11 protein-coding genes are annotated in these 13,653 nt (G+C 69.5%); 8 read left to right on the top strand and 3 right to left on the bottom strand.

Annotated features, from left to right (window positions below):
• The first annotated feature begins 173 nt into the window (after positions 1–173).
• Positions 174–569, top strand: a complete 396-nt coding sequence (locus tag QM597_RS04390) for a cold-shock protein (protein ID WP_415003657.1) — start codon at positions 174–176, stop codon at positions 567–569.
• Positions 570–704: 135 nt separating this feature from the next.
• On the opposite strand, the gene QM597_RS04385 is transcribed toward QM597_RS04390, so the two are convergent.
• The gene (locus tag QM597_RS04385) at positions 705–2,111 is read right to left on the bottom strand and encodes an MFS transporter (RefSeq protein ID WP_415003656.1); all 1,407 of its coding nucleotides are present in this window, start codon (positions 2,109–2,111) and stop codon (positions 705–707) included.
• A 61-nt stretch (positions 2,112–2,172) separates the two neighbouring features.
• Between QM597_RS04385 and QM597_RS04380 the strand changes: the two genes are divergently transcribed.
• Positions 2,173–2,970 carry a DUF3027 domain-containing protein gene (locus QM597_RS04380; RefSeq protein ID WP_415003655.1) on the top strand — a complete coding sequence of 266 codons (798 nt, stop codon included), beginning with the start codon at positions 2,173–2,175 and terminating at the stop codon, positions 2,968–2,970.
• A gap of 223 nt (positions 2,971–3,193) precedes the next feature.
• The gene (locus QM597_RS04375; RefSeq protein ID WP_415003654.1) at positions 3,194–4,759 is read left to right on the top strand and encodes an MDR family MFS transporter; all 1,566 of its coding nucleotides are present in this window, start codon (positions 3,194–3,196) and stop codon (positions 4,757–4,759) included.
• Between the two features lie 123 nt (positions 4,760–4,882).
• Here QM597_RS04375 and QM597_RS04370 read toward each other — a convergent pair whose 3' ends face one another.
• On the bottom strand, positions 4,883–5,254 hold the full coding sequence (locus QM597_RS04370; RefSeq protein ID WP_415003653.1) for a DUF2530 domain-containing protein: 372 nt from the start codon (positions 5,252–5,254) through the stop codon (positions 4,883–4,885).
• A gap of 68 nt (positions 5,255–5,322) precedes the next feature.
• Between QM597_RS04370 and QM597_RS04365 the strand changes: the two genes are divergently transcribed.
• The 3 genes from QM597_RS04365 to QM597_RS04355 are packed head-to-tail and all read left to right on the top strand — an operon-like array spanning position 5,323 to position 8,399.
• Positions 5,323–6,330 carry an esterase-like activity of phytase family protein gene (locus tag QM597_RS04365; RefSeq protein WP_415003652.1) on the top strand — a complete coding sequence of 336 codons (1,008 nt, stop codon included), beginning with the start codon at positions 5,323–5,325 and terminating at the stop codon, positions 6,328–6,330.
• 55 nt (positions 6,331–6,385) lie between these two features.
• Positions 6,386–7,825, top strand: a complete 1,440-nt coding sequence (locus QM597_RS04360) for an NCS2 family permease (RefSeq protein ID WP_415003651.1) — start codon at positions 6,386–6,388, stop codon at positions 7,823–7,825.
• A gap of 19 nt (positions 7,826–7,844) precedes the next feature.
• Entirely contained in the window at positions 7,845–8,399 is a 555-nt protein-coding gene (locus QM597_RS04355) for a gamma carbonic anhydrase family protein (protein WP_415003650.1), read from the top strand.
• Positions 8,400–8,620: 221 nt separating this feature from the next.
• On the opposite strand, the gene serC is transcribed toward QM597_RS04355, so the two are convergent.
• Positions 8,621–9,730 (bottom strand): phosphoserine transaminase, encoded by a 1,110-nt coding sequence (serC, locus tag QM597_RS04350; protein ID WP_415003649.1) that lies wholly within the window; start codon positions 9,728–9,730, stop codon positions 8,621–8,623.
• A gap of 89 nt (positions 9,731–9,819) precedes the next feature.
• Here serC and QM597_RS04345 point away from each other — a divergent pair, with 89 nt between their 5' ends.
• Together QM597_RS04345 and QM597_RS04340 are read left to right on the top strand one after the other, a co-directional pair.
• Complete coding sequence (locus tag QM597_RS04345; protein WP_415003648.1) at positions 9,820–11,697, top strand: Hsp70 family protein; 1,878 nt, start codon at positions 9,820–9,822, stop codon at positions 11,695–11,697.
• The gene (locus QM597_RS04340; RefSeq protein WP_415003647.1) at positions 11,694–13,526 is read left to right on the top strand and encodes a dynamin family protein; all 1,833 of its coding nucleotides are present in this window, start codon (positions 11,694–11,696) and stop codon (positions 13,524–13,526) included. The genes QM597_RS04345 and QM597_RS04340 overlap by 4 nt, the downstream gene beginning before the upstream one ends.
• Positions 13,527–13,653 lie beyond the last annotated feature (127 nt).

Below are 13,653 nucleotides of genomic sequence, written 5' to 3'. Positions count from 1 at the left end.
ATCCTCGCGCTCACCACCGTCATCTGGCACAACGACCGCATCGGAGCACCCGTCCTACGCTCCCTGACCCCCTACGACCACTAAAACCACAGACCAGACCCCGACCCCGCATCAATCATCTAGGGTGGGGGGACTTCACAGGCACGCGCAGGGTGGCAACAGGAGGAAGCGACATGCCCACGGGCAAGGTGCGGTGGTTCGACGCCGCCAAGGGATTCGGGTTCCTGTCTTCGGACGAGGGTGCCGATGTGTTCGTGCATGCCGACGCGCTGCCGGCGGGCGTCGAGACGCTCAAGCCTGGCCAGCGGGTCGAGTTCGGCATCGTTCAGGGCCGTCGCGGCGATCAGGCGTTGCAGTTGCGGCTGATCGAGTCGGCCACCCCCGGACGCAAGCAGGGCGGCCCGCCGGCCAAGCGCAAGACGCCCGAGCAGATGGTCGTCATCGTCGAAGACCTCATCCGCATGCTTGACGATCTCGGCGAGGCCTACCGCCACGGCCGCCATCCCGACGCCAAAAAGGCCAAGCCGGTCGCCCAGGTGCTGCGCGCGCTCGCCTCTGAGCTGGACTGAATCGGGCCTTTGGGCAGTCCCTTCGAGGCTCGGGCGCGGGGCGCCCTCGCACCTCAGGGGCCGGTTGTCCGCTGGCTGAGGTGCGAGCGAGGAACGAGTGAGCCTCGAAGCCACCGCCTCGGGGACCGGGTTCGGTTAGCCGTGCGGCGGCGGGGCCGCGTTGCGCAACGCCGTGATGACGAAGGCCAGCCAGGCCAGCACCAGTGCGGCGACGGCGAGTAGGCCGACCTTCACGCTGGCTTCGATGGTGAACAGGCCGATGCCGATGAGGCCGCCGATGACCCAGCTGAGCTGGATCAGGGTCTCGGAGCGGGCGAACATCGACGTGCGCACCCGCTCGGGGACGTCGCGCTGGATCAGCGCGTCCAGGCTCAACTTGCCGAGTGACTGACACAGTCCGGCACTCAGGCCGAGAACCATTGCGGTAACCCAGCTCAGCAGGAGCGAGGCTGTCACGAGCACTGTGGTGTCGAGGATCAGCACGACGACGACGATGGCCTCCGGTGCCCGCGATTTGAGCATGTTGCCCAGCAGCACGCCGACGGTGTTGCCCGCTCCGGCCGCCCCGATGACCAGACCCATGAGGATCGTGGCATTGCCGCCCCAGCCCATTGCCTCCGGTGGTTCACGCAGTACGAAAGCCATGAAGATCGTCAGGAAACCAGTGACGAGCCGTAGCCCGGCGTTGCAGCGCAGCGCGTTGACGACCCCACGCGGCGCGAGCACGCCCTGGGTGCCGTTCGCGGAGGTGAGGTCGATCTTCTCCTCGCCCTCGCTGGAGTCGACCTTGGCAGGCAGCAAGATGGCCAGGACCGTGCCCACGACGAAGAGGACGAAGGCGTAGCGCAAGGACCATTCGGCCCCGATGGTCGCGGCACCGAGGGCGATGGGGGCCGAGATGGCGACGGCACCGGTGCCGGTCAGTGAGATCCGAGAGTTCGCCTTGACGAGCGTCAGTTGGTCGGGCAGGAGGCGGGGTACGGCCGAGGCGCGGGTGATGCCGTAGGCCTTGGAGGAAACCAGACAGCCCAGAGCCGCGACGAAGAAGAGCGCGGATTGGTCCGCGACGGCCCCGGCGAGTACCCAGCAGCAGAAGGCGCGCACGGCCAGCGTGGTGCCGATGGCCCAGCGGCGGCCGCGCTGGAAGCGGTCGAGGAACGGCCCGATGAGTGGGGCGACGACCGCGAACGGCAGCATCGTCAAGACGAGGAAGAGTGCGACCTGCCCGGTGGCCTCGCCTGTCGGCGCGGTGAAGAAGACCGTGCCGGCCAGCGAGATGGCGACTGCGGCGTCCCCGGCGGTGTTGAAGGCATGCAGTTCCAGCAGCCGCGACAGGCCGCTCTCGCCGGCACCGGAGGAGTGGGTGAACTGGCGGGCGCGCACGACGGCCCAGCGGCCGCCGCCGACGACGGCCTGCCCGGCCTGCCGGACCGCCTTGATCGCCGAGTGCGGCTCGTCGTCGGCGGTTTGCGGATCGGTGGGGCTGCCCGGTGGCGGAGGTGGTAGCGCGTGACCGGTGTCGTCGTCAGGCGGAACTCCCATAGGCACCATCCTGCCGTAACCCGCTAGGAGGCGGTGGCGCGACATGGGGGAGAATCGCCTCATGTCCGTCGATCACATGCTGCAGGCCGCCGTGGCCTTCGCCCGCGAGGTTGCCGTCGAGACTGCGGGCGGTGGCGGCGTGGGTGAGCATGTGCGCGCCGAGGTCGATCTGCCGGGCTGGGTGTCGCACTATTTCGAGGCGCTGCAGCCCGGTTACCGCGGCTGGACGTGGGTCGTGAGCCTGTCGGCCGTCGACGTCGGCGCGGAACCGACCGTCAACGATGTCGTGTTGCTGCCCGGACCGCAGGCCGTCACTGCCCCGGCGTGGACGCCGTACCGCGACCGGGTGCGGCCCGGTGACCTGGCACCGGGCGACGTGCTGCCGCCCGTGCCGGACGATCTACGTCTCGTCCCGGCCTGGTCGGCCGGTGACGAGGACACCGAGGCCACCAGCTTCGACCGCCGCGCGGCACTCGAGTTGGCCGGTGGGCGTACCTGGGTCTTGTCGGTCGAAGGGCGCGAGATGGCGGCGAGCCGGTGGCACGCCGGCGACGGCGGCCCGCATACGCCGATGGCCCAGCAGGCCTCGGGTACCTGCCGCACCTGTGGTTTCCGGATCGGTCTGGCCGGCCCGCTGGCCGATCGCTTCGGGGTGTGCGCCAACGGCATGGCCAATGACGACGGCAAGGTGGTGGACTTCCAGCACGGCTGCGGTGCTCACTCGGGGGTCAAGTTGCGTCGTTCCACTTCTTCCCCGGTGCTTCCGGTGCCGTACTTCGACACCGTCAGTAACGACGAGATCGTGGTGAAGCGACAGCCTGCGGCTGAGTCGGCCGGTGAAGAGCTGGCGAACCGCTGATTCACTGGGGCATGCGGCTGGGTGGAACCCGGTGGCTGAGGTGCGAGCTTGCGAGCCTCGAAGCCACCACCGGAAAGGTCCCTTCGAGGCTCGGGCGCGGGGCGCCCTCGCACCTCAGGGACCGGGTGGTGCAGAGGTCGGCGGCGAGCCGGGCCAGCATGCGCCCTCGCACCTCAGGGACCAGGTGGGTGCCGCGAGGAGTTGAACGCGGTATAGTTGCCATGTGCAACGAAATGAGTCGACGGTCCGGGAACTGAGTCACCGCGAGATCCTGGAGGTGCTGTTCGGCCTGTTGGCCGGCATGTTCACTGCCCTCGTCAGTTCGACCATCGTCTCCAACGCGCTGCCGACGATCATCGCCGACCTGAACGGCACGCAGGCCCAATACACCTGGGTCGTCACCGCCTCACTGCTGGCGATGACCGTCTCGGTGCCGATCTGGGGCAAACTCTCGGACCTGTTCAACAAGAAGCTCCTCGTCCAGGTCGCGCTGGTCGGCTTCGTCGCCGGATCAGTGCTCGCCGGCGCGGCCCAGAGCGTGCCGTGGCTCATCGCCATGCGGGCCGTGCAGGGCGTGGCCATGGGCGGCCTGATCGCCACCGCCCAGTCGATCATCGGCTCGATCATCCCCCCGCGCGAGCGCGGCCGCTACAGCGGCTATATGGGCGCGACGATGGCGGTCTCGACCGTCAGCGGCCCCCTGCTCGGCGGCCTGATCGTCGACACCCCCGGCCTCGGCTGGCGGTGGTGCTTCTACGTCTGTGTGCCGCTCGCGCTGGTGAGCCTGTGCTTGCTGCAGCGCCACCTGCACCTGCCGACACAGCGCCGCGAGGTGCGCCTCGACATCGGCGGTGCCGTGCTGCTGACCATCGCCGCATCCCTGCCACTCCTGTGGGTCACCTTCGCCGGCGAGTCCTTCGACTGGCTCTCGACCGAGACGGCACTGTTCTGGGCCGGGACCCTGATGGCCGGGGTGCTCGCGGTGTGGGTCGAGCTGCGCCATCCCGACCCCGTGCTGCCCATCGCCGTCGTGCGGCAGAGAACCACTGCGCTCGCCATTATCGGCAGCATCGCGGTCGGTATGGCGATGTTCGGCGGCTCGGTCTTCCTCGGCCAGTACTTCCAGGTGGCCGGCGGCCACAGCGCCACGATGGCCGGCATCCTCGGGGTCCCGCTGATGACCGGCTCGCTCGTCGGCACGATCCTCAGCGGACAGTTCATCACCCGCTTCGGCAGGTGGAAGCGTTTCCTCGTGCTCGGCTCGTCGCTGCTGCTGGTGGGGCTGGCGTTGCTGTCGCGCATCGACCACCGCACCCCCGACGCCTACACGATGGTCTCGATGGCCGTCATGGGAGTCGGCATGGGCATGCTGCTGCAGAACTACGTGCTGGCCGTGCAGAACACCGTCGCGCTGGCCGACATCGGCGCGGCGAGCGCTGCGGTGACCTTCTTCCGCTCCCTCGGCGGGGCCGTGGGCGTTGCGGTGCTCGGCGCGATTCTCGCCCATGACGTCTCCGCCGAGGTCACCGACAAACTCACCGCCATCGGTGTCACGACCCACTCCGGCGGCAGTGGATCGCTGCTCGACCTCGACAGCCTGCCCGCGCCGGTGGCCGAGATCGTGCGCGGCTCCTACGGCGACGCGACCGGGCACATCTTCGCTATCGCGGCGCTGATCGCCGTGGTCAGCTTGGCGACGGCGCTGTGCATCAAGGAGATCCCGCTGCGCACCACCATCGACAAGCAGGCCCCCGAGGACGCCGCGCCGGAACCCGCCCCCGCTCATTGAGGTGCGAGGAGCCTCGAAATGAGCTGCGGTGGTAGGTCATTTCGAGGCTCGCAAGCTCGCACCTCAATGACCGGGCATCCGGTCCCTGAGGTGCGACGAAGGAGCCTCGAAGGGACCTGCACGTCAGGCGCGCCGGCGGCCTCCGGGGCGGCGCGCCAGGGCACGGCGGCGCCGGCGACAGTACTCCACCCCGATACAGCCCAGCCCGAAGCCGGCCACGGCCACCCAGAACCACCAGTCGTTGCCGTTCTTATGCAGCGTCCCCAGGAACGGCAGCAGCGCGAACGCCGCAACCGCCCAGATGATCGTGCCGACCATCATCGTGCGCACCCCGTCGACATCCATCGGCTCGACCTCGGCGACCTTGTGCGTCTTCTTGCCGATCTCGAGTTCGGTGATGTCCGGCCGGCCGAACTCGTGACGCCGCGCGGCCCGCTCCAACCGCTCTCGCTCACGGTGGCCCAACTGGCGTTCGGCGGTGCTGTCCTTGCTCACGTCGGCCAGCCTACCCGCGCCCGGCCGGGGGAACGACCGTCGCTGCGGGCCTGTCATGCTGGTGGACGATGAATCCGCGCCACCGCCGCCTGCTCATTCCCGGCCTGCTGATCGCGCTGCTGGTTGTGGTGCTGGTCGCCGCGATTGCGCGGCGGGCCGACGCCGCCACCTCCGCCGGTACGGTCGCCTGCGTCGTGTCGGACGCCAGGATCGACGAGCAGAGCGGCCTGGCGGTGAGCGTCGCGCACCCCGGAACCGCCTACGTCGTCAACGACTCCGGCAGCGATCCGCGCGTCTTCGCGCTCGACCTCGACTCCTGCGATGTCGTCGGCGTGACAACGCTCAAGGGCGTGGACTGGCGTGACGTCGAAGCCTTGGCGCTCGATGGCGACGGCACCTTGTGGATCGCCGACACCGGCGACAACGACGCCGTCCGCGACGACGCGGCGCTGTACTCCCTCGACGAGCCGGGCCGCCGCAGCACTGCGGTCACGCCGAAGGTCCATCCGATCTCCTATGAGACCGGCCGCGAGGACGTCGAGGCCCTGGTGATCGATCCCGTGACCGGTGCCAAATGGGTCGTCACGAAGGGGTGGGTCGGCGGCGAGCTGCTGGCCCTGCCGGGCGACCTGCCGACCGGCACCGTCAGTGAGGCCACCTCGACGGGGGTGTCGATGCCGCTCATGGTCACCGATGCCGCAATGACGCCCGACGGCCGCTACGTGCTGGTGCGCAACTATCTGAAGGCGGTCCTGTACGACGCGGGCGACGACTTCGCCGAGATCGGCGAAGTCGCCCTGCCCGCCCAGTCGCAGGGTGAGACCCTCGCCGTCGAGCCGGACGGGACCACCGTGCTCGTCGGCAGCGAGGGCCGCGATCAGCCGCTCGTCCGGGTTCCGTTCTCGACGCCGCAGGAGGTCGCCCCGGCTTCGCCGCCGCAGGATAGCGACGGTGACGAGGCCCGCCCGGCGGACGCAGACGAGGCCGCGATCTCGCCGCTGGCGTGGGCCGGCGGTGTGACGTTCGTGTGTCTATTGGCCGGAACCGCTTTCGCTCTGCGCCGTCGTCGGCCATGATGCTGTGCGGCACCCGCGCACGCGATGCCGTCATTCACGCACCTGAGGGAGCACCATGGCAACGTCGCTCGACGACTTCTTCAAGATTTCCCAACGTGGATCGAGCGTGGCCAGGGAGGTGCGCGGCGGGGTCGTGACCTTCCTGACGATGGCTTACGTCATCGTCCTCAACCCGATCATCCTGGCGGGGGTGCCCGACGTTGAGGGCAACTTCCTCGGCGGCGGGGCGATCGATGGCTCCGGCTTCGCCACCATCGCGGCTTGCACGGCGCTGATCGCCGGCGTGCTGTCCATCGTCATGGGCGTCGCGGCGAACTTCCCGCTCGCCATCGCCACCGGTCTCGGCCTGAACGCCTTCGTCGCCTACTCGGTCGCCTCGCAGATGACCTGGGCCGATGCGATGGGTCTGGTCGTGCTCGAAGGCCTCATCATCTTGATCCTGGTGCTGACCGGATTCCGCAAGGCCGTCTTCGACGCGGTGCCGACCCAACTCAAGACCGCCATCGCGGTGGGCATCGGCCTGTTCATCACCCTGATCGGCCTGGTCGACGCCGGCTTCGTGCGCACCTCGGGCCTCGCCGCTCCGCCCATTGGCATGGGCGTGAGCAACAAGCTCGTGGGCTGGCCGGTGCTGGTGTTCTGCATCGCCCTGCTGGTGATGATCGCGCTGCACGCGCGCAAGGTGCCCGGCGCGATCCTCATCGGTATCGCCTTCGGCACGGTGCTCGCCGGGCTCGTCCAGGCGCTGACCGACACCCCGGCGTCGATGGGCGATGCGACGTCGAAGGGCTGGAACCTCAACGTGCCGTCGTGGCCGGACACCCTGTTCGCGAAGCCTGACTTCTCGCTGCTCGGTGATTTCAACCTGCTCGGCGGCTTCGACCGGGTCGGTTTTGTCGCGGCCTGCCTGCTGGTCTTCACGCTGCTGCTGGCCGATTTCTTCGACACGATGGGCACGATGACGGCGGTGGGTGCCGAGGGCGGCCTCAACGACAGCGATGGCACCCCGCCGAACGCCCAGCGCATCCTTATCGTCGACTCGGTGGCCGCAGCCGCCGGCGGTGCCGCCGGCGTGTCGAGCAACACGTCGTACATCGAGTCGGCCGCAGGCGTCGGCGACGGCGCGCGCACCGGCCTGGCGTCGGTCGTGACCGGCGTGCTGTTCCTGCTGTCGACGCTGGCCGCGCCGCTGGTGCAGCACATCCCGAACGAGGCAGCCGTGCCTGCGCTCGTCCTGGTCGGCTTCCTGATGATGTCGCAGGTCAAGGACATCGACTGGAGCGACGACGAGATCGCGATTCCGGCGTTCTTGACCATCGCGCTCATGCCGTTCACCTACTCGATCACCGCCGGCATCGGTGCGGGCTTCATCGCCTATGTGCTGCTGAAGGCGGTCAAAGGCAAGGCGAACCAGGTCCACGTGCTCATGTGGGTCGTCGCCGCGCTGTTCGTGGTGTACTTCTCCATCGACCCGCTGACCCGCTGGCTCACCTGACGTCTGGGAGGGTGGGGGCATGCTGATTGATCTGGGTGAGGGACGGCGGCCGTTGGTGCCGGAGTCGGCCTTCGTCGCGCCGAATGCGTCGCTGGTGGGGACTGTCGTCCTCGGGGAGGGCGCGAGCATCTGGTATTCGGCGGTGCTGCGCGCCGACAACGAGCCGATCACCGTCGGCAAGGACTCCAATGTGCAGGACGGATGCGCCTTCCACGTCGACCGGGGCCAGCCCCTCGTGCTCGGCGAGGGCGTGTCGGTGGGGCACAACGCGGTCGTCCACGGCGCGACCGTCGGCGATCACTGCCTCATCGGCATGGGGGCGGTGGTGATGAACGGGGCCGTGATCGGTGCCGAGTCCCTTATTGCCGCGGGCGCGCTGGTGACCGAGGGGATGCGGGTGCCGCCGCGCTCCCTGGTCGCCGGAGTGCCCGGCAAGGTGCGTCGTGAACTCAGCGACGACGAGGTTGCCAGACTGCACCGCAACGCCCGCATCTACACCGAGCACCGCGAGTTGCACCGTGCCGCCACTGTCGTCGGGGCCACCTCTGGTGAGGGAGTCGCTGACCGGTGGTAGGTCATTTCGAGGCTCGGCCGCAAGCGGCCTCGCACCTCAATGACCGGGTACCGCCGGTATAGGGAAGTGCTGATGTATTCGGGTTGCGTGCTGTTGGCCGGTCCCTGAGGTGCGAGCGCAGCACACCTCGAAGGGACTCCAACCGCAGCTCATTTCGAGGCTCCGCTCGTTCCTCGCTACGCACCTCAACGAGCGGCACCGACCTATAAGCTAGCGGTTCCTCAGGCGAGGTGTTCGACGATGTGGTCGATGCAGGCCGTCAGCGCACTGACGTCGTCGGGATCGACTGCCGGGAACATGCCGATGCGTAGCTGGTTGCGCTTCAGGCCGCGGTAGCCGTCGACGTCGACGATGCCGTTCTCGCGCAGCGCCGCCGAGACCGCCGACGCCTCCACGCCGACCAGATCGACGGTGCCGACGACGTTCGACCGCTCGGCCGGGTCGGTGACGAACGGCTCGGCGTACTCCCGCTCGCTCGCCCAGCCGTACAGCCGCGCGGCCGAGTCGGCAGTCCGCCGCGCCGCGAAGTCCAGGCCGCCGTTGTCGTTGAGCCAGGTGATCTGCTGCTCCAGCAGGAACAGGGTGGCCAGCGCCGGGGTGTTGTAGGTCTGGTCCTTGCGCGAGTTGTCGATGGCGGCCGGCAGATCGACGAAGCCGGGGATATGGCGGCCGGAGGCCTTGATGCGTTCGGCCCGCTCGATGGCCGCCGGTGACATGAGCGCAACCCACAGGCCGCCGTCGGAGGCGAAGGACTTCTGCGGCGCGAAGTAGTAGACATCGCAGGCCGACACGTCCACGGCCAGTCCGCCGGCTGCGGAGGTGGCGTCGATCAGCGTGATCGCCCCGTCTTCGGCCCCCTCCACGGGTGCCACCGGCACCCAGACGCCGGTCGAGGTCTCGTTGTGCGCCCAGGCGTAGGTGTCGACGCCCTCGACGGCCTGGGCGAGCGGGTGCGTGTGCGGCGCGGACTCGCGCACGTCGGGGTCGTCGAGGAACGGTGCCGCCGCGACCGCCTTGGCGAACTTCCCGGTGAACTCGCCGTGGACGAGATGCTGGCTGCGCCGCTCGATCAGCCCGAACACGGCCGCGTCGAAGAAGGCGTGCGAACCGCCCACCCCGAGCACCACCTCGTAGCCGTCGGGTAGCGCGAACAGATCGGCCAGCCCGGCGCGCACGGCGGCGACGAACTGTCGCACCGGCGGCTTGCGATGCGAGGTTCCCATGATCGAGGTGCCGCTGGCGGCCAGCGCGGCGAGGGCGTCGGGCCGGACCTTCGAGGGGCCGGAGCCGAAGCGTCCGTCGGAGGGGAGCAGATCTGCGGGAATCTTCACGTGCTCATTGTCTCGACAGGATCGAATCGCGGGGCCGGGAGGGGTTAGGGTGCTTGGCGACACCGTTGACGACTGATCGAGGGCCTCCTATGAGCAACTGGCGACTTGCCATTGACTTCGGCACCTCCAACTCGACAGCAGCGATTCAGATCGACGGTCGAGAACCCCAGTCGGTGCGCCTGACCGACAGCGGCGACGTCATGCCGTCGGCGGTGTTCGCCGATGCCGGGGGCCTGAGCGTGGGCGTCGAGGCCACCCGCCGGATGATGCTCGATCCGAGCGCCTTCGAGCGCAATCCGAAGCGCCTGATCGGGCAGCCGGTGGTTCAGCTCGGCGGCACCGACCGCGAGGTGGTCGATCTCGTGGCGGTGGTCCTGCGCACTGTGACCCAGCGGGCGGCGCGGGTGGCCGGCGGCGGCAAGCCGTTCGAGTTGACCTTGACCTATCCAGCCGGTTATCAGCGGGCGCGCCGCGACGTGCTGGTGGAGGCCGCCGAGCGGGCGGGCTTCGACCGTTCGACCATCGGCCTGCTGCCCGAGCCGGTCGCCGCCGTCGCGCGCTACGCCCAGCACGCGCCGCTGCCGCCCGGCGGCAGTCACCTGTGCGTGGTCGATGTCGGCGGAGGCACCGCCGACATCGCGGTCCTGCGGGTCACCGATCATCCCTCGCGTCCCTTCGAGGTCGTCTCGACCGCGGGCCGTGCCGACCTTGGCGGCGGGCTGTTCGACCTGCGCCTGGAGAACATCGTGCTCGACGCGGTGCGGGCCGGCGGCAACGCCGAAATCCTCGCGGCGCTGGAGAGTGCGGGCGGTCTCGGTGCCCGTCGCGCCCTGCGCGAGCAGGTGGCCCAGGCCAAACATGCGCTGTCGGAGAGCGAGTCGACCACGGTCCCGGTGGTCACGGCGGCCGGTTCGGTGACCGTGACGGTCACCGCCGAGGAGTTCGCTGACGCCATCGCCGACGATGTGGAGCAGATCGCCGCGCTGACTGCCGAGGCGTGCGCGCGGGCCAAACTCGCGCCGACCGAGTTGGCGACCGTGTATCTGACTGGCGGGGCGTCGCTCGTGCGTCCGCTGCAGAACGCGCTGGCCAAGGTCGTCGGCCAGCCTGCCGCGACCCTGGACGATCCCAAGCTCATCACCTGCCTCGGCGCGCTGTCGCCGCTCGGGCGACAGTTGCGCGAGCGCGCGGTGGCACCGATGCCGGCTCCGGCACCGCCGACGGCGATACCCGCCCCTGCTCCGGCACCCACGCCGGCCGAGACCACCGGCGGGCTACGGGCGGTGGGAGCCGCACCGCCGCCGACGTCGCCGCCGCAGGGCGGAGGCGGTACCGGCAAGCGGCGCGGCATTCTTCTCGCCGGCATCATCGCCGCCGCGCTGCTCGTGGTCGGTGGTGGCGTCGCGGTGGCGGTTTCAACCCTCGGCGGCGGGGATCCGAAGGCCAGCGATTCGGCCGGCCCCGACTCGACGCTCACCACGGAGACCGAGGACACGACCGACGAACCGGCTTGCGAGGACAGCCCGACGCTCTCGGACGCCGAGTGCGACCTGCTCAACGACGTCGCGGCCAGTTGGCCGGTCGACCCGGTTGACTGCGAGACGCGCGATCCGCTCGAAGCCCAGATCAGCATCACCTGCTACACGACCGAGGACGACACGGGCTTCGCCCCGGACTACGTCAACATCTACGGCTACGGCGACGAGACCTCGATGGACGAGTCGTTCCAAAGCGCCATCGACAACGCTGAGTTGCCCGGACCGCAGACCCTCGACGGCGCGCCCGGCTGGGGGCCGTGGCATCACGAGGACGAAACCGACGACGCCGGCAAGGTGCTGCTGATGAACGGCACCTCCGGCGATCAGAGTTATGTCGCCTGGACCGACGCGGAGATCAGGGTCGAGGTCTGGGCCGCGATCTCCGGCAGCAGCCTGCCCGAGTTGTACTACTGGTGGGCGCACGCGTGAGCGTGTCTCCCGACCGGGTGCGGCTGACGTCCGCGCAGGGGCGGGTCGTGCGCCAGGTGGTCAAGGCGCTCCAGGGCACGGAGTTCGCGCCGTGGTCGACGGCGATGTCGACGGCGCTGTCGGTCTCGGTGCCGCCGTTCGGCTCGGTGGTGGTCGTCGGGGAGGTCAAGCGCGGCAAGAGCACGCTCGTCAACGCGCTGCTCGGCAGTGCTGACGTGGTACCGGCGGGCCTCGGGGTGGTCACGGCCGGCTTCGTGCGGGTCACGCCGCCGACGCCGGAGCGCCCCGAGGGCCACGCGGCGGTGCATTTCGCCGATGGTTCGACGCGCGAGGCGAGTCCGGAACAGGCCCGCGAGATCGCCGTCACTGGGACCACCGGGAACGAAGACGACCCGGCGCTGATCGGCGTCTCCCTCGCCCATGCTTCGGCCACGCTCGGGGAGGTGGCGCTGGTCGACACGCCCGGCATCGCCGGCCTGACGCAGGGCCACACCGAGCTTGCCGCGCTGGCTGCGTCCGAGGGCAGCGTCCTGCTCGTGGTGACCGACGCTGGTCAGGTCTTCACCCAGCCGGAGCTGGACTTCCTGACCCAGGTCTCCGGCCGGGTCGAGCAGGTCGTGTTCGCGCTGACCAAGATCGACCAGTATCCGGTCGGCTGGGAGGACGTGCTCGCCGAGAACCGCTCGCTGCTGGCCCGTCACGCCCCGCGCTTCGCCGAAGCACCGATCTGCCCGGTGGCCTCGACGGTCGCGTTGGAGATCGCCGGCCTCGACCCGGCCGCGGTGCTCGATCTGCGCGAGTACGCGGGCGTCGACGCGCTGGCGGAGACCCTGCGCGACAGGCTGGTCTCTCCGGCCTCGCTCGCCCTGGCCAACGCCCTGCGCTCGGGCCTGTCGGGTATCGAACGCTACGAGGACAAGCGTCGCCGCACCATCGCGGCGCTGGAGTCGGCCGGGCAGCAGGTGCCCGAGCTGGACGCCTTCGTCAACCGGCTGCGCGCCCTGCAGGAGCAGGGGGACCGCTGGTCACTGGACCTCAACTCCGATTCGAGCGTGCTGCGCGCAGACGTGCTGCACCGGGCCTCGCAGCGCTTCGCTGCCGTGCGCCAGCGGTGGACGCAGGTGGCCCACGAACGGCGCAAGGGCAATCCCGACAAGGTGGTCGAGGAGGTGGCGGTGCAGTTGACCGCCGAGCTGCGCACCATCGTCACCGAGTGCATCGGCGAGTTCGTCGCGGGCTTTCACGTCCAGGCCGACCAGCTGTTCACCGCCATCGGGAGGGACCTGTCCTCGGCGGTGCGGCTCGACGCCGACGTCGACGACCTGGCGATGGCCGAACTCGCCGACCCCGAGTACACCGGCAGTTTCGACGCGACCTTGGCCAGCACCGCGATGATCGGTTCGAGCATGGGCGGCCTGGTCGCCGGCCTCATCGCGCCGGCGATCATCGCGCCGGTGTTCTCCATCGTCGGCGGGGCCGCCTGGTACGTGGTCAACTATCGCGCCCGCCGCGCACACACCCTCGAACGTGTCGTCACGCAGACGACGGCCCAGGGCGTCAACCGAGCCGAGACACACCTGCGCTTCGCCGTCGACCGGGCGCGCACCGTCATGCTCCGCGATGTCACGATCGCCTTCCGGCATGAACTCAAGGCGGCCCTCGACGCGGCAAAGACCGAGCTGGAGGCGGCCCGCCGCGCCGCTGCGGAGACGCCCGAGCGGCTGCGCCGGGAGGTCGCCAACGAGAAGCGTCACCTCACGGCACTGGCGGCTTTGCGCGATGAGGTGCAGGCTGTGATGCGGCAGGCTCTGACGCCCGGTTCGCAGTAGACGTTATCGGCGGGGAAAAAAAGCGACGGCACGGGCCTCCCAGAGACAACCGACCACGTGCGAACAAGGAGTCCCCGATGACCGATCCCAGTGATGACCTGCTCGGCAGCCAGCAGTTCGAGGACCT

The organism is Aeromicrobium sp. (genome assembly GCF_047607065.1).
Taxonomy (GTDB): Bacteria; Actinomycetota; Actinomycetes; order Propionibacteriales; family Nocardioidaceae; genus Aeromicrobium.
This window is presented reverse-complemented; position numbering and strand designations above follow the sequence as displayed.